At 73.0% G+C, this 16,217-nt stretch carries 13 protein-coding genes and 1 pseudogene; 10 read left to right on the forward strand and 4 right to left on the reverse strand.

Annotation, left to right across the window (positions count from 1 at the left end; genetic code table 11):
* Positions 1 to 7: 7 nt before the first annotated feature.
* Positions 8 to 2,704, reverse strand: a complete 2,697-nt coding sequence (locus tag AMK31_RS26885; protein ID WP_073943231.1) for a bifunctional SulP family inorganic anion transporter/carbonic anhydrase — start codon at positions 2,702 to 2,704, stop codon at positions 8 to 10.
* Positions 2,705 to 3,074: 370 nt separating this feature from the next.
* Here AMK31_RS26885 and AMK31_RS26890 point away from each other — a divergent pair, with 370 nt between their 5' ends.
* The gene (locus AMK31_RS26890; protein ID WP_073943232.1) at positions 3,075 to 4,346 is read left to right on the forward strand and encodes a polysaccharide deacetylase family protein; all 1,272 of its coding nucleotides are present in this window, start codon (positions 3,075 to 3,077) and stop codon (positions 4,344 to 4,346) included.
* 39 nt (positions 4,347 to 4,385) lie between these two features.
* On the opposite strand, the gene AMK31_RS26895 is transcribed toward AMK31_RS26890, so the two are convergent.
* Positions 4,386 to 5,366: an ATP-binding protein gene (locus AMK31_RS26895; protein ID WP_073943233.1), complete on the reverse strand. Its 981-nt coding sequence runs from the start codon at positions 5,364 to 5,366 to the stop codon at positions 4,386 to 4,388.
* A gap of 101 nt (positions 5,367 to 5,467) precedes the next feature.
* Between AMK31_RS26895 and AMK31_RS26900 the strand changes: the two genes are divergently transcribed.
* The gene (locus tag AMK31_RS26900) at positions 5,468 to 6,292 is read left to right on the forward strand and encodes a Fic family protein (protein WP_073943234.1); all 825 of its coding nucleotides are present in this window, start codon (positions 5,468 to 5,470) and stop codon (positions 6,290 to 6,292) included.
* 342 nt (positions 6,293 to 6,634) lie between these two features.
* Here AMK31_RS26900 and AMK31_RS26905 read toward each other — a convergent pair whose 3' ends face one another.
* On the reverse strand, positions 6,635 to 7,468 hold the full coding sequence (locus AMK31_RS26905) for an HAD family hydrolase (protein ID WP_073943235.1): 834 nt from the start codon (positions 7,466 to 7,468) through the stop codon (positions 6,635 to 6,637).
* A 599-nt stretch (positions 7,469 to 8,067) separates the two neighbouring features.
* Between AMK31_RS26905 and ssd the strand changes: the two genes are divergently transcribed.
* The 7 genes and pseudogenes from ssd to AMK31_RS41695 all read left to right on the forward strand — a co-directional run.
* On the forward strand, positions 8,068 to 9,168 hold the full coding sequence (gene ssd / locus AMK31_RS26910; RefSeq protein WP_073943236.1) for a septum site-determining protein Ssd: 1,101 nt from the start codon (positions 8,068 to 8,070) through the stop codon (positions 9,166 to 9,168).
* Complete coding sequence (locus AMK31_RS26915) at positions 9,165 to 10,391, forward strand: TadA family conjugal transfer-associated ATPase (protein WP_073943237.1); 1,227 nt, start codon at positions 9,165 to 9,167, stop codon at positions 10,389 to 10,391. The genes ssd and AMK31_RS26915 overlap by 4 nt, the downstream gene beginning before the upstream one ends.
* Positions 10,384 to 11,262 carry a type II secretion system F family protein gene (locus tag AMK31_RS26920; RefSeq protein WP_073943238.1) on the forward strand — a complete coding sequence of 293 codons (879 nt, stop codon included), beginning with the start codon at positions 10,384 to 10,386 and terminating at the stop codon, positions 11,260 to 11,262. Before AMK31_RS26915 ends, AMK31_RS26920 begins: the two co-directional genes overlap by 8 nt.
* On the forward strand, positions 11,259 to 12,050 hold the full coding sequence (locus tag AMK31_RS26925) for a type II secretion system F family protein (protein ID WP_073943239.1): 792 nt from the start codon (positions 11,259 to 11,261) through the stop codon (positions 12,048 to 12,050). Before AMK31_RS26920 ends, AMK31_RS26925 begins: the two co-directional genes overlap by 4 nt.
* 76 nt (positions 12,051 to 12,126) lie before the next feature.
* Entirely contained in the window at positions 12,127 to 12,324 is a 198-nt protein-coding gene (locus AMK31_RS26930; RefSeq protein WP_073943240.1) for a DUF4244 domain-containing protein, read from the forward strand.
* Positions 12,311 to 12,673, forward strand: coding sequence for a TadE family type IV pilus minor pilin (locus tag AMK31_RS26935; RefSeq protein ID WP_073943241.1), 363 nt, complete (start codon positions 12,311 to 12,313; stop codon positions 12,671 to 12,673). The genes AMK31_RS26930 and AMK31_RS26935 overlap by 14 nt, the downstream gene beginning before the upstream one ends.
* A pseudogene (locus AMK31_RS41695) lies at positions 12,670 to 13,068 on the forward strand (Rv3654c family TadE-like protein); the annotation flags it as partial. The gene AMK31_RS26935 and the pseudogene AMK31_RS41695, both read left to right, overlap by 4 nt.
* Positions 13,069 to 13,159: 91 nt before the next feature.
* On the opposite strand, the gene AMK31_RS26945 reads toward AMK31_RS41695, so the two are convergent.
* On the reverse strand, positions 13,160 to 15,688 hold the full coding sequence (locus AMK31_RS26945; protein WP_079186938.1) for a DEAD/DEAH box helicase: 2,529 nt from the start codon (positions 15,686 to 15,688) through the stop codon (positions 13,160 to 13,162).
* Between the two features lie 81 nt (positions 15,689 to 15,769).
* Here AMK31_RS26945 and bldG point away from each other — a divergent pair, with 81 nt between their 5' ends.
* Positions 15,770 to 16,111: an anti-sigma factor antagonist BldG gene (gene bldG / locus AMK31_RS26950; RefSeq protein ID WP_003991900.1), complete on the forward strand. Its 342-nt coding sequence runs from the start codon at positions 15,770 to 15,772 to the stop codon at positions 16,109 to 16,111.
* Positions 16,112 to 16,217 lie beyond the last annotated feature (106 nt).

The raw sequence follows: 16,217 nt of genomic DNA on the forward strand, positions 1-16,217 counted from the left end.
GATCCCGCTACGCCGGGCTGCGCAGATCCTCGGCGTCGGGCACGTGGTCGAAGACCTCCGCCCCGGCCGCCTCGGTGAGCAGGTAGGCCTGTGCCTCACCCACGTGGAAGTACATCCCGTGCAGCTCCAGCGCTCCCTCGCGCAGGGCCCGGGCCACCGACTCGTGGGCGCGCAGGTGCTCCAGCTGCTGGACGACGTTGGTCAGGCACAACTGCTCGACCGCGTCGGCCGGCCGCCGTCCGGCGAGCCGCGCCCAGGGTCGTTCGGTGTCGGCCATCCGCTCCAGGCTGGGCATCCCGTGCCGCAGCCATCGCTTGAGCGGGGTCTGCGCGCCGCCGGGTTCGGAGTTGATCAGTGCCTGCATCGCTCCGCACCCGGAGTGCCCGCACACCGTGATGGACCGCACCTCCAGCACGTCCACCGCGTACTCGATCGCCGCGGCGACGGAGTCGTCACCGCTCTCCTCGCCCGGCAGCGGCACCAGGTTGCCCACGTTGCGGACCACGAACAGGTCACCCGGACCACTGGAGGTGATCATCGAGGTGACGAGCCGTGAGTCGGCGCAGGTCAGGAACAGCTGCACCGGCCGCTGCCCCTCCCTGGCCAGCCGCGCCAGCTCACCTCGCACCAGCGGGGCGGTCTTGCGCTGGAACGCGCTGATGCCGCGGGCGAGGTGGTGACCGCCTGGGCTGTCGGCGGACGCGGAGCCGGTGGACGGGGCGGACGGGGCGGACGGGGCGGAGCCGGTGGGGTTTTGCCGGGCTCTCGGGCTGTCCGAGTCTTCGGCGCGTCCTGAGCTTCCGGGTCGTCCCGTGCCTCCGGGGCGTCCTGAGCCGTCGGGGCTGCCCGGGTCCTCCGGGTCCGCCGGGCCCGTCACGCCGGCGGCCGACTGGCCGGAGCTGCCGGGGCCACGCGGGTCACCGGTGCCACCGGAGTCCTCGGTGCCGCCGGTGATGTCGGCGTCCTCGGATCCGTCCGGACCGTCGCCCCGGACCCTGCCCGTTCCGGCATCCGCCGCCGGCTCCGGCACCGGCCGCTCCCACTCGCACTGGTGGTTGCGCCAGGCCGTCCACGGGCGGCATCGGCAGTCGCCGGCGCCTTCCGGGTCGTCGGCGTCGGTACCGGTGTGGGGTTCGGACGGGGCGCCCGGTTCGGCGATGCGGATTCCGGCGCGGCGGCCGGTCAGCTCGACGGTGCCGCCCTGCGCGGTGTGTGTGTTCTGCCAGTCCTGAAGGGTCTCGTACGCCGCGTGATCCATGAACGAGCCGTCCAACTCCACAACCACGTCGGTGCCTTGAGGCACGTGGTGAAGCATCCGGCTCAGGCGGGGCACGGCGAGGAACGTCAACTGGCCGCGTACATGGACGTGATGGACTCCCTTCTCCTCCGTGTGCGTGATACGGGTGCGGGTCAGGCGGTGCAGGGCGACGGCGACGGCCACGGCGATCCCCAGGGCCACGCCCTCCAGGACGCCGAAGAGCACCACGCCGAGGGTGGTGACGGCGTACACCAGCACTTCTCGGTGGCGGGTCACCGTGCGGATGTGGTGCAGGGACACCATCTGGATGCCGACGGCCATCACCAGGGCGGCGAGCGAGGCGAGCGGGATGAGCTCCAGGAGCGGAACCATCAGCAGCGCGGCGACTACTACCAGAACGCCGTGCAGCATCGTGGAGTTCCGGCTCACCGCACCCGAGTTCACATTCGCCGTGCTGCGCACCGCCACGCCCGCCACCGGCAGTCCGCCGAGGGCGCCGGAGACCATGTTCGCCGCGCCCTGGCCGAGCAGTTCTCGGTCCAGGTCGGAGCGCGGCACCCGCCCGGTGAGCCCAGGCCGTGCGGCGGCCAGTTTGTCCACCGCGACCGCGCCGAGCAGTGACTGCACACTGCACACCAGCGTGATGGTGAGCACCGCGGCGATCAGGCCGAGCACCGGCCCCTCCGGACGCCCGGCCAGCGCGTGGTTGCTCCAGGAGGGCAGATCCACCTTGGGCAGGGTGAGCCCGGCGAGCGAGGCGGTCGAGGTGGCCCCGGCGACGGCGATGAGCGGCGCCGGCGCCTTGCGCAGCAGACGTCCGGCCCGGCCGGGCAGCCGGGGCCAGACGAACAGCAGGGTCAGGGTGAGCGCGCTCATGGACAGCGCGGCGGGGTGCAGTTGCGCGAGCTGGGCGGGCAGCGCCCGCAGATTGTCCAGCACGGCGCTCTGCGGGGTGCCGCCGAGCACGATGTGCAGTTGGGCGACGGCGATGGTGACACCGATGCCGGCCAGCATGCCGTGCACGATCGCGGGGCTGACCGCGAGGGCGGTGCGGGCCACGCGCAGGCAGCCCAGGCCCAGTTGGGACAGGCCGGCGAGGACGGTGATGGCGCAGGTCGTCCGCCATCCGTAGAGGTGGATGAGGTCGGCGGTGACGACCGTGAGTCCGGCGGCGGGGCCGCTCACCTGGAGCGGGGAGCCGCCGAGCCGCCCGACGACGATGCCGCCCACGGCGGCGGCGACGAGGCCGGCCTGGAGCGGGGCGCCGGTGGCGAGGGCGATTCCGAGGGACAGCGGCAGCGCGATCAGGAAGACCGCGATGGAAGCCGACACATCCGCCCCGGCGATCCGGGAGCGGAGGGGCCCGCGCGATGGCGGGCTGTGCGGCTGGTGACTGCGGTTGGACTGGTGGGGGTCGGTGGGGCGAGTGGGGACGCAGGCTGACATGTTTCCCGTCTCCTCCGGGGCAGCGCGGTCGCGGAACAGGACGGTCCCGCCGGGCAGCGGGTCGGTCGCGGCCGTGGGTCACGGCATGCAGTGGCGGGATGCATCAACTCTCAGTAAACGGATCGTAATCAAGAGTAAAGGTCAAGCATGTATTTTCCCGGCAAATGGGTCAAAGAATCACTCCGAAGAGTGAAGTGAGCAGTTGATCGGCTTGTCGTACTAATTCCTTCTCGGCCCCATGCGACCTTGGCGGCGCTGTCGGCTTTTCCGGCGCATCAGGCACCTGCCTGCACACCGCCGCATATCGCTGTGCATCGCCCGAAACGCCCCAACGGCGTTGGCCCGAGAGAAGGAAGAAGGTGGGCGGAAGATGGCCGCCACCCAGAGAATCGCCGCGGGCGCCGTGGCCGCCGCGGCCTGTGCCGCGTCGCTCGCCGGTTGCTCGTTCGGCTCCGACACCGGCACGGAGGGCGCGCCCGGACCGCAGAAGGCGGAGGCGGCCCTGGCCCCCAACGGCCCTTATCGGCTGATCGGCGACGGTTCCACGGCGTTCACCGGAGCACAGCCGCGTCTGCCCGAGCCCGAGCGGCTGAAGCCGGGGGAGAAGCCGCCGCAGTTCGTGGTGTTCTCCTGGGACGGGGCCGGCGAGGACAGCCAGAAGCTGTTCTCCCACTTCCGCGAGGTCGCCAGGGCCAACAACGCCACCATGACGTACTTCCTCAGCGGGGTGTACCTGCTGCCGGAGGAGAAGGCCGAGCTCTACAGGCCGCCGCAGCACTCACCGGGCCGCTCCGACATCGGCTTCAACGACCGGCAGGGCATCGCCGACACCGTCGAGCAACTGCGGCTGGCCTGGCTGGAGGGCAACGAGATCGGCACCCACTTCAACGGCCACTTCTGCGGCGAGGGCGGCGGTGTCGGCGAGTGGTCGGTACAGGAGTGGAAGGACGAGATCGCCCAGGCGAAACGATTCGTCAGGTCCTGGAAGACCAATGCCGGGATGACCGGTGCCGAGCCGCTGCCCTTCGACTACGACAAGGAGCTGATCGGCGCCCGCACACCCTGCCTGGAGGGGCAGGAGAACTTCATGGAGGCGGCTCGGGACCTGGGCTTCCGCTACGACACCAGCGGCGTGAACAACCAGGTCTGGCCGGAGCAGAAGGACGGTCTGTGGGATCTGTCGATGCAGCTGGTGCCGTTCCCCGGACACACCTATGAGCAGCTGACCATGGACTACAACTTCATGGTCAACCAGTCCGGCACCACCACCCAGGGCGACCCGGACAAGTACCAGCGCTGGGGTGACCAGATGCGCGACGGTCTGCTCGCGGGCTTCCGGCGGGCCTACGACGGCAACCGCGCGCCGCTGATCATCGGCAACCACTTCGAGTCCTGGAACGGCGGCACCTACATGCGTGCCGTCGAGGAGGTCATCGAGCAGGTGTGCACCAAGCCCGAGGTGCGCTGTGTGTCGTTCCGCCAGCTGGCCGACTGGCTGGACGCCCAGGACCCGCAGACGCTCGCGAAGCTGCGCACGCTGAAGGTCGGCGAGGCCCCGAAGCAGGGCTGGGCGTCCTTCCTGTCGGGACGCCCGGCCCCCGCCCCGAAGGGCGTGCCCGGGGCGCCGGCGAACAAGGGATAGGGCGGACCGGCCCTGCGGCCCGTGTGGCGGACGGCTGCGTCAGGCGTTCGCCACGACGCTCTCACCGAGCACGAAGGCGGGGTCGACCTGCGCCGCGAGGTCGGCCCCGGTGCGCTCGTTGCCCCAGGACCGGGCGTTCTTGAGGTGGAAGTGCACCATCTGGCGGGTGTAGCGCTCCCAGTCGCGTCCGTCGTACGTCGCGTCGGCGGCCGACTGCAGGGTGAGCAGGGCGCGGCGGTTGGCGTCCTCCAGGAGCTCGAACCGGGGCGGGCGGCCCTTCTCCATGGCGCGCACCCAGTCCGAGTGCCCGACCGTGACGAGCAGGTCGTCCCCGACCTCCTCGCGCAGGTAATCGAGGTCGTCCTGGCCCTGCACCTTGTTGCCGACGACTTTCAGACGGACGCCGAAGTCACGGGCGTACTCCTTGTACTGGCGATAGACGGAGACCCCCTTCCGGGTCGGCTCGGCGACGAGGAACGTGATGTCGAAGCGGGTGAACATGCCGGAGGCGAAGGAGTCGGAGCCGGCGGTCATGTCGACCACGACGTACTCGTCGCGGCCGTCGACCAGGTGGTTCAGGCACAGCTCCACCGCTCCGGTCTTGGAGTGGTAGCAGGCGACCCCCAGATCGGCCTCGGTGAAGGGGCCGGTGACCATCAAACGGACGGCGCCGCCGTCGAGTTCCACCGGCCGGGCGCAGGTGTCGTAGACCGGGTTGTCCTCGTGTACCCGCAGCAGCCGGGAGCCCTCGCCGGGCGGCGTGGTCTTGATCATCGTCGCGGCGGAGGGGATGCGCGGGTTGGTGCCGCGCAGATAGTCCTTGATCAGCGGAAGGTGGTCGCCCATCGCGGGCAGCGCGGCGGATTCCGTCTCGTCGAGACCGAGCGCGGCGCCCAGGTGCTGGTTGATGTCGGCGTCGACCGCGATGACCGGTGCGCCGGTGGCTGCCAGATGACGGATGAACAGGGAGGACAGGGTGGTCTTGCCGCTCCCGCCCTTCCCGACGAAAGCAATTTTCATGTTCAGTAAGCGTAGTGGCGCGAGCATGGCGCGGGCGGGCCCGACGTGAAGAAGACCACTCCTTCGTGGGGTCCGGGCCCGGGGTGCGTAATGTCGTACCCATGAGTACGACAGGCGCGACCGCCGACCCCCTCGCGGCCTTGGGCGCACTGCCCGGCGTGGCCGAGTCCGTGGAGTCCGTGCGCAAGGCAGTGGACCGCGTGTACGGGCACCGGATCATGCGGCGCCGCAGCAACGCGATCACCTCCGAGGCGGCGCTGCGCGGCGCCCGCGGCTCGGCGGCGCTGTCCGGTGCGGACTGGGCCCTGGAGGAGGTGCGCCGGCGCACCGACTTCAGCGGTGACGACGAGGCCCGCACCGTGGGCGCGGCGCTGCGGCTGACCGCCGAGGCGGGGCAGCTGCTGTCCATCTGGCGGCAGTCGCCGCTGCGGGTGCTGGCCCGGCTGCACCTGGTGGCGGCGGCCACCAACGCCGATGAGGTGGGGCGGCCGCGGCAGCAGGGCGAGCCGGTCGACGAACCGCTGGTCGAGCAGCCGCTGCCGAGCGCCGCCGAGGTGGCGGGGCGTCTGGACGGACTGTCCGAGCTGATCATCGCGGGGGGTTCGGCGCCCGCCCTGGTCACGGCCGCCGTCGTGCACGGTGAACTGCTCGCGCTGCGTCCCTTCGTCTCCCACAACGGTCTGATCGCGCGTACGGCGGAGCGGATCGTCCTGGTCGGCAGCGGCCTGGACCCGAAGTCGATCTGCCCGGCCGAGGTCGGCCACGCCGAGCTGGGGCGGTCCGCCTACCTGGCGGCGTTCGACGGCTATCTGTCCGGCACCGCGGAGGGCATGGCGGCCTGGATCGCGCACTGCGGCAAGGCGATCGAACTGGGTGTGCGCGAGTCGACGGCGGTGTGTGAGGCGCTCCAGCGCGGAGCCGCGTGAAAAAGGGCCCCCGGGGGGCCCTGAAAGGGTTGCGGCGGTACGAGGATTCGTACCGCCGCTGGCATGCGCGCCCAGTTACCAAGCGTCCTCGATATGTCGCCCATCAGGTCGGGGTCTTTGCCCGTCACCTGGTGCGGCTGGCCCGTAATCGACGGGTCGACGTCGCGTGGGTGCCAGGTGCTCATGCATCGGTCCGTGGGGCCAATGTGCGTATTTAAGGTGATCCTTTCGGATGTCCTTGGTCTCGCGGGCCGCTGAGTCCTTTGTACTCCTGCGCAAAGGTAAGCGGAAGTGCTGGCTCTAGTTTTTACTTTTAAGTTCAAACAGGCCGGAAAAGCGCGCTCAGGCGGTCTCCGCGCGGCGCCGGCTGGCGTACCAGACGAGGCCCGCGGTGGCCGCCGCCGCCCCTATCGCCGCCGCCGCGACCAGTGCGGGCCGCGGCGGTACGGAGAAGGAGGGGATGCGCTGCTTGAGCCGGACCGGGCGGTGGAAGTCGAGAATCGGCCAGCCACGCGCGACGGCCTCCCGGCGCAGCGCGCGGTCCGGGTTCACGGCGTGCGGCCGGCCCACGGACTCCAGCATCGGCAGATCGGTTGCCGAGTCGCTGTACGCGTAGCAACGCGCCAGGTCATAGCCTTCGGACTCGGCCAGTTCCTTGATCGCCTCGGCCTTGGTGGGGCCATAGGCGTAGTACTCGACCTCGCCCGTGAAACAGCCGTCCTCGCCTACGACCATCCGGGTGGCGACCACCCGGTCCGCGCCCAGCAGCTCGCCGATCGGCTCGACCACCTCCGCTCCCGAGGTGGACACGATCACCACGTCACGGCCGGCGGTGTGGTGCTCCTCGATGAGCGAGGCGGCCTCGTCGTAGATGAGCGGGTCGATGATGTCGTGCAGGGTCTCGGCGACGATGTCCTTGACCTGTTGGACATTCCATCCGCGGACGAGCCGGGACAGATACTCGCGGGTCCGCTCCATCTGGTCGTGGTCCATACCGCCCACGAGGAAGACGAACTGGGCATACGCCGTACGCAAGGCGGCCCGGCGGTTGATCAGGCCGCCTTGGTAGAAGGACTTGCTGAAGGTGAGCGTGCTCGACTTCGCAATGACCGTCTTGTCCAGGTCAAAGAAGGCCGCTGTGCGGGGCAAGGAGTGGTTTTCCACGAGGCAGAGCATAGGCGCAGCCCATTCGGCGTAAGGTGGGGCGCGTGGGTTTGCCTGAGAGGGCTCTCGGGTACACCATGGAAGTCACGGATCGTTCGCGACCGTGCTAACCCGGTCCGACTCCTCCCCCCCCGAGTCGGCCGTGGGGACGACCCCCGCTCTCCCCCCCGGCGGGGGTCGTCGCATGTCCGGGTGCGTTTTCCCCTTCACGGCGCGGCGTCGGAGCCGTTTCGAGGCGGCCGCGGCCGCCCCTTTCGCTTACTCATGATCCGTCACTCTGGGTAGCTGTCGGACTGCTCTGCGGAAGTCGCACAGGAGATGGCGTGGAGCCGTCCCGCGCTCACCGGTATGGGTGACGGCGATATTCACAGGTGCCCGGTTGTCCACAGTTATCCACCAAGATCCACATCATTTCCGCGTTCGCTGCACTGTGATTCCCACGCGCCTCGCTCCGACGAGTTCATGACCGGTTCCGTTTGCCGGGCGCGTATGGCCGGTTTTCGGCGGCCGCTCATATGGGCGGCCCCGTCACCGGTTCTTCATCCGTCGCGGAACGCGCGCCGTCCGAGGCCCGCGAGCGAAGAAGTCAGCAGCGAAGGGGGACATCCGCCATGGCCGGAACCATCACACAGGACCAGTCGTCCGCCGCCGGAGGACGCCAGGGCAGGCCGCTGATCGTCACGGAGGACGCCGATCTCCTCGACGACCTGCTGCGCCTGTGCGCGGCGGCCGGAGCGACACCCGAGGTCCACCACGGCCCGCCCGAGCGCGGCGGCTGGGAGTCCGCCCCGCTCGTCCTGGTCGGCGACGACGCGGCGCGGCGGCTGCGCGGCGCCCCGCGCAGAGGCGGGCTGGTCCTGGTCGGGCGCGACCAGGACGACTCAGGAGTGTGGCGGCGCGCCGTGGAGATCGGCGCCGACCATGTGCTGATGCTGCCCGACGGCGAGCAGTGGCTGGTCGACCGCATCGCCGACGTCGCCGAAGGCGTCGGGCGGCCCGCGCTCACCGTCGGCGTCGTCGGCGGCCGGGGCGGCGCCGGAGCCTCCACGCTCGCCTGCGCCCTCGCCGTCACCTCCGCGCGGGAGGGCCTGCGCACCCTGCTCGTCGACGCCGATCCGCTCGGCGGAGGCCTCGACGTCCTCCTCGGCGGCGAGACCGCGGAGGGCCTGCGCTGGCCCGCATTCGCCGCCTCGCGCGGCCGGGTCGGCAGCGGCGCCCTGGAGGAGTCGCTGCCCGAACTGCACGCGCTGCGGGTGCTCAGCTGGGACCGCGGCGACTGCCTCGCCATCGCCCCGCAGGCCGTACGGGCGGTGCTCGCCGCCGCACGGCGCCGCGGTGGCACGGTCGTCGTCGACCTGCCGCGCCGGCTCGACGACGGGGTCGCCGAAGCGCTCGCCCAGCTGGACATCGGACTCCTCGTGGTCCCCGCCGAACTGCGCGCCGTCGCCGCGGCGGGCCGGATCGCCTCCGCCGTCGGCATGGTCCTGAGCGATCTGCGGATCGCCGTCCGCGGGCCGTACGCCCCCGGCCTCGACGACCGCGAGGTGTCCCGGCTGCTCGGCCTGCCCCTGGCCGGAGAACTGCCCGTGGAGGCAGCGCTGTCGCGCCCCGGCGAGGGCAAGGCACCACCCGGCGCGGGCGGGCGCGGGCCGCTGGCGCGGTTCTGCAAGGAGTTCTGGGAGCGGGCACTGGTCGAGGCGGGCGCGGCATGAACGGCCGGAATCCCGGAGCCGCGCCGAGCCTGCCCGTGCCGCTGCTGGACGGCGTACGGCAGTGGCTGGCCGAGAGCGGGGCCGAGCCCACTCCCGCCCGGGTGGCACAGGCGCTGCGGGAGCAGGGGCGGGTGCTCGGCGACGCCGAAGTCCTCGGCGCGGCGGAGCGGTTGCGTTCCGAGCTGGTCGGCAGCGGACCGCTGGAGCCGCTGCTCGCCGATCCGTCGGTGACCGACGTGCTGGTCTCGGCCCCTGACCGGGTGTGGGTGGACCGCGGCGGCGGACTGGAGCTGACACACGTCACCTTCGCCGACGCGGGCGCCGTACGACGGCTCGCGCAGCGGCTGGCCGCGGTGGCCGGCCGGCGCCTCGACGACGCCCGCCCCTGGGTCGATGCCCGGCTGCCCGACGGGACCAGGCTGCACGCGGTGCTGCCGCCGGTGGCGGTCGGCTGCGCCTGCCTGGCGCTGCGGGTGGTCCGGCCGCGCGCCTTCACGCTGGACGAGCTGGTAGCGGCGGGCACCGTGCCGCCCGGCGGGGACCGGGTGCTGCGCGCGCTGCTGCGGGCCCGGCTGTCGTTCCTGATCAGCGGGGGCACCGGCAGCGGCAAGACGACCCTGCTGAGCGCGTTGCTGGGACTGGTCGGGCCGGGGGAGCGGATCGTGCTCGCCGAGGACTCCGCCGAGCTGCGGCCGGACCATCCGCACGTCGTCCGGCTGGAGACCCGGCCCGCCAACCAGGAGGGCGCGGGCCTGGTGACCCTGGAGGACCTGGTCCGCCAGGCGCTGCGGATGCGGCCGGACCGGCTGGTCGTCGGCGAGGTGCGCGGGCCCGAAGTGGTCCATCTGCTCGCCGCGCTGAACACCGGCCATGAGGGCGGCTGCGGCACCGTGCACGCCAACGCGGCCGCCGACGTGCCGGCCCGGCTGGAGGCGCTGGGCACCGCCGCCGGACTCGACCGGGCCGCACTGCACAGCCAGCTGGCGGCCGCCCTGTCGGTCGTGCTGCACCTGGTGCGCGACCGGACGGGGCGGCGCCGGATCGCCGAGGTGCATGTGCTGGAGCGGGACTCCGGCGGGCTGGTGCGGACGGTGCCCGCACTGCGCTGGGACGCGCGGGCGTTCGCCCGTGAGCGGGGCTGGGAGCGGCTGCGCGAGCTGCTGCGCGACGAGTGGGGCGACGAGGCGAGCGACGAGCGGACCGGGGGAGCCGGACATGGGTGAGACGGCGGTGGTGGATACGGCGACGAGCGCGGCGGTGCTGTGCGCCGGGGCGGCGGCCTGGGTGATCGGCGGCCCGCACTCCGGGGCACGCCGGGCGCGGCTGCTGTTCGCGGGTGGCGAAGGGGTGGGCACCGGGCCGCCGGTGCCGTGGCGGTGCGCCGAGGCCCTGCGGCGGCTGCGCGGGCGGACGCGGGCCGAGTGGTGGGCGCCGGTCGCCGGGCTGGTGCTGGCAGTGCTGGGCTCGTCCGTGCTGCCGGTCCTCGCGGGAGCGGCCGGGGTGCCGCTGCTGCGGCGGGCGCGGCTGGCCCGGGAGGCGCGGCGCGCTCGGGAGCGCCGGGGCGACGCGGTGATCGCGCTGTGCGGGGCGCTCGCCGGAGAGGTACGGGCCGGACGGCAACCGGGCGAGGCGCTGCTGCGGGCCGCGCGGGACACCGGAGGGCTCGCCGACGCGCAAGCGGCGGTGCTGGCGGCCGCCCGGTTCGGCGGGGAGGTGCCGGGCGCGCTCTCGGCCGCGGCCCGGCAACCGGGGGCCGGCGGGCTGCTGGGGCTCGCCGCCTGCTGGCGGGTCGCCGTCGACCACGGCGCGGGCCTCGCGGCCGGGCTCGACCGGCTCGAAGCGGCCCTGCGCGCGGAACGTGATCAACGGGCCGAGGTGCGCGCACAGTTGGCGGGCGCCCGTGCCACCGCCGCCATGCTCGCCGCCCTCCCGGCCCTGGGCATCCTCCTGGGCGCCGCCCTCGGCGCCGACCCGCTGCACGTCCTGCTGCACACCGGAGCGGGGCTGGGCTGTCTGCTGGTCGGCGCGGTGCTGGAGGCCGTGGGGCTGTGGTGGGTGCTGCGGATCGTGCGCGGGGCGGAGGGGGCCGCATGAGCGCCGAAGTTGTCCACAGGCTGGGGGTTTCGCTGGGGACGGCGCTGCTCCTCGGGTGGCTGCTGCTGCGGGCGGCGGCGGTGCGGCGCGAACGCCGGCTGCGACGGCGGTTGGCCGCACTGTCGGCCCGGGAGGTCCGGGACGCGAAGCGGCACGTCGGTGTACCGGACGCCGTGCGACGGCTGGTGCCCGAGCTGGCCGTGGCGAGCGCCGGGTGGGTGCTGGTCGGCGGGCTCGCGGGGCTCGTCGTGGGGCTGCTGGGCGCCGTGGCGTTCCGGCGGTGGCGGCAGTGGCAGCGGCTGCGGCGGACGGCCGCCGGTGAGGTGGTCGACGCCCGCGTGGCCGCCGGGCAACTGCCGCTCGCCGCCGACCTGGTGGCCGCCTGCGTGGCGGCCGGCGCCGGGCCCGTCGTGGCCGCGCAGGCCGTCGGCGAGGCGCTGGGCGGACCCGTCGGGGAGGCGCTGGCCCGGGGCGCGGCAGAGGTGCGGCTGGGCGGCGAACCGGGTGAGGCCTGGCGGGCGTTGGCGGCGGTGCCGGGAGCGGGAGGGCTGGCGCGGCTGCTGGAACGGGCCGACGTCTCGGGCCTGCCGGCCGCCGGACCGGCCGCCCGGCTCGCGGCCGACGCCCGCGCCGAGTGGGCGCGCGCGGCGACGGTGCGGGCGCGGCGGGCGGCGGTCCTGGTCACCGGGCCGGTGGGGCTGTGCTTCCTGCCCGCGTTCATCGCGGTCGGCGTCCTGCCCGTGGTGATCGGGATGGCGGGCGAGGTGATGGGACGGGGTGGTGGATGAGGCAGGGCTGGATGAGGCGGGACCGGACCGAGACGACACGTGGACAAATCAAGGCAATGCGATCGAAGGAGTTGGGATGAACAGGGTGGTACGAGTGCTGGTCGGCCGGATGCGTGGCGGGCGGGAGGACGCCGGGATGGTCACCTCCGAGTACTCGGTGGGGATCATCGCCGCGGCGGCGTTCGCGGTCGTGCTCTACAAGGTGGTGACCAGCGGACAGGTCAGTGCGGAGCTGCACAGCATCGTGAAGCAGGCCCTCGATGCGGGGATGTGAGCGGCGGTGGGCACGCCGGGACCAGGGGTTCGTGACGGCGGAGTCGGCCGTGGTGCTGCCGGTGCTGGTGACGGTCGCGATGGCGCTGGTGTGGGGGCTGCTGGTGGTGGCCGCCCAGATCCAGTGCGTGGACGCGGCCCGCACCGGCGCCCGCGCGGCCGCCCGCCAGGACCCGGCCGACGCGGTCGTCGCGGCGGCCCGCGAGGCGGCACCGCGCGGCGCGAAGGTCGCGGTCGCCCGGGAGGGGGACCGGGTGCGGGTGGTGGTGACCGCCCGGCCGCCGGTCCTGAACGGCCTGCCGTTCGAGGTGCGCGAGGAGGCCGTGGCGTCGGTGGAGGGTGCGCGATGAGAGGGCCGGTGCCCGTGACGCGCGGGCGGCGCCGGTCGCGGGGCGCCGATCAGGGCTCCGCCACCGTGTGGAGTGTCGGGGTGATCGCCGTGCTGTGCGTGGTGTTCGGGGTCGGGCTCGCCCTGGGGCAGGCGGTGGTGGCTCGGCACCGCGCGGCCGGCGGCGCGGACCTCGCGGCGCTCGCCTCGGCGGACCACTGGGCGCGCGGCGGTACCGAGGCCTGTGCCCGGGCGGAGGAGGTGGCGCGGGCGCAGGGCACACGGCTGGTGCGGTGCGTGCTCGTGGGCGAGATCTCCGACGTGTCGGTGGCGGCGGGGAAGGAGCCGTTCGCGGCGGAGGTCAGGGCACGGGCGGGCCCGGCGGGCACGGCACCCGGTCCGCCGGCTCCGTCACCCGCTCGGGCGCGTCCCGGTTCCGCGACTCGTCCTGACTCCACGGGGCCTCCCGGTTCCGCGGGGCCTCCCGGCTCCGTGGAACCTCCCGGCGCTACGTCGCCTGCGCTCCCGAGGGCGGGCCCTGCGCCGCATCCGCAGCCTCCGCCGCCCCCTCCTCCACAGCCTCTTTCTCCTCCGGCGCCCCCCGAAGCAGCACCGTGAGGAGCCGGACCGCGCCCCTCTTGTGCAGCGGGTCGTTGCCGTTGCCGCACTTGGGGGACTGGATGCAGGACGGGCAGCCGGCGTCGCACTCGCAGGACGCGATGGCCTGGCGGGTCGCGGTGAGCCAGGCGCGGGCGGTGTGGAAGGCGCGCTCGGCGAAGCCCGCGCCGCCGGGGTGGCCGTCGTAGACGAAGACCGTCGGCAGGAGGGTGTCGGGGTGCAGCGGGACCGACACGCCGCCGATGTCCCAGCGGTCGCAGGTCGCGAACAGCGGGAGCATGCCGATCGACGCGTGCTCGGCGGCGTGCAGGGCGCCGCCGAGGATCTCGGGGTTGATGCGCGCCTCGTCGAGCTGGTCCTCGGTGACGGTCCACCACACCGCGCGGGTGCGCAGTGTGCGAGGAGGGAGGTCGAGCTTCGTCTCGCCCAGCACCTCACCGGTGATCAGGCGTCGGCGGAGGAAGGAGACGACCTGGTTGGTGACCTCGACGGAGCCGTAGCAGAGGCGGCCGTCGCCCCATGGGATCTCGACGTCCGTCTCCAGGACGGAGATCGACGTGGTGTCGCGGGCGACCGTGGAGTACGGCGGGTTCGCCTCCTCGACCAGTGCGACCGAGTCGTCCAGGTCGAGGGAGCGGACGAGGTAGGTGCGGCCCTGGTGGAGGTGGACGGCGCCCTCGTGGACGGACGCGTGCGCGGCGCTCTCGTCGACCGTGCCGAGCAGCCGGCCGGTGCCGGACTCGACGATCTGGACCGGGCGCCCGCCCTCGCCGCGGATGTCGGTGAGGTCGGCGGCCCGCTCGCGGCGGGTCCAGTGCCAGGCCCGGGTGCGGCGGCGCAGCAGCTTCGCGGCCTCCAGCTGCGGCAGCAGCCCTGCCGTCTCCGGTCCGAACAGCTCCAGGTCGTCCTCGGTCAGCGGCAGCTCCGCGGCGGCCGCGCACAGGTGCGGGGCTAGGACGTAGGGGTTGTCGGGGTCGAGGACCGTGGATTCCACCGGACGGTCGAACAGGGCCTCCGGGTGGTGGACGAGGAAGGTGTCCAGCGGGTCGTCGCGGGCCACCAGGACGGCCAGGGCGCCCTGCCCGGAGCGGCCCGCGCGGCCGGCCTGCTGCCACAGGGACGCGCGGGTGCCCGGGTAGCCGGCGATCACGACCGCGTCCAGCCCGGAGACGTCGACGCCGAGCTCCAGGGCGGTCGTGGCGGCCAGGCCGAGGAGTTCGCCGGAGTGCAGGGCGCGCTCCAGGGCGCGGCGCTCCTCGGGGAGATAGCCGCCCCGGTACGCCGCGACCCGTCGGGCGAGCGAGCGGTCGATCTCGGAGAGCCGTTCCTGGGCGATGACGGAGATCAGCTCGGCGCCGCGCCGGGAGCGGACGAAGGCGACGGAGCGCACGCCCTGGAGGGTGAGGTCGGTGAGCAGGTCGGCGGTCTCGGCGGTGGCCGTACGGCGGACCGGGGCGCCCTTCTCGCCCTGCATCTCGGTGAGCGGGGGCTCCCAGAGGGCGAACACCACCTCCCCGCGCGGGGAGGCGTCGTCGGCGACCTCCACCACCGGCAGGCCGGTCAGGCGGCCGGCGGCGACCGCGGGCTCGGCGGCGGTCGCGGAGGCCAGCAGGAAGACCGGGTCGGCGCCGTAGCGGGCGCACAGCCGGCGCAGCCGGCGCAGCACCTGGGCGACGTGGGAGCCGAACACGCCGCGGTAGGTGTGGCACTCGTCGATCACGACGTACTTGAGCGCCTTGAGGAAGGAGGACCAGCGCGGGTGGGACGGCAATATGCCGCGGTGCAGCATGTCGGGGTTGGTGAGGACGTAGGTGGCGTACTGCCGGATCCACTCGCGTTCCTCGTACGGAGTGTCACCGTCGTACACGGCCGGCCGAACGGCCTGTCCCAAAGGTTGTGAAAGTTCCTTCACCGATCGGCACTGATCCGCCGCGAGCGCCTTGGTGGGCGCGAGGTAGAGGGCGGTGGCGCCTCGGCCGTTCGGAGCCTCGGAGCCGTCCAGAAGAGTGGAAAACACCGGGACCAGATAGGCCAGCGACTTGCCGGAGGCGGTGCCGGTGGCGACCACCACCGAGTCGCCGTCCAGGGCGTGCTCCGCCGCGCGGGCCTGATGGGCCCACGGGTGCTCGATACCGGCGGCCTGAACGGCGGCGATCACCTCCGGACGGATCCGGTCCGGCCAGACGGCATGGCGACCCGCGCGCGGGGGCAAGTGCTCCGTATGAGTGATGCGCGAAGCCCGGCTCGGTCCCGAGGCGAGCCGGTCCAGGAGCGTGCCCGGCGCGAGGCGGGACACGGCTTCCGACGAGTGTCGATCGGATCGGTGATTCTTGGCCATCGGCACCGAGTGTGTCACTGGCGTGACGGACAATGGGACCAAGGCGTCGTGCACGCCTGCCGGTAAGTGATTGAATGCCATCGCGGCTGGCGAACCGTCCTGGGGGCTGAAAGCCGAGATGTCCCGAGGGCGACCGCTCGATAGCAAGGTGCTGGAGGATCCGTGGACCTGTCCCTGTCGACCGAGACCATGGGCGATCGCACGATCGTCAGGGTCGGTGGCGAAATCGACGTATATACCGCGCCCAAGCTGCGCGAGCAGCTGGTCGAGCTGGTGAACGACGGCAGTTTCCACCTCGTCGTCGACATGGAGGGCGTGGACTTCCTCGACTCCACCGGGCTCGGCGTGCTGGTCGGCGGCCTGAAGCGCGTGCGTGCCCATGAGGGCTCCCTGCGCCTGGTCTGCAACCAGGAGCGCATTTTGAAGATCTTCCGCATCACCGGCCTCACCAAGGTGTTCCCGATTCACACCTCGGTCGAGGAAGCGGTGGCGGCCACCGACTGACCCGTCGGTCCGGGCGTGTGCCCGGACGGCACAGAGTGAACCGAGGGGGGCTGGGCTTCGGCGGCCCGGCCCTCCGACAGTACGCCCGTAGCTCCGAGGGGGATGT

The organism is Streptomyces sp. TSRI0107 (genome assembly GCF_001905845.1).
Lineage (GTDB): Bacteria > Actinomycetota > Actinomycetes > Streptomycetales > Streptomycetaceae > Streptomyces.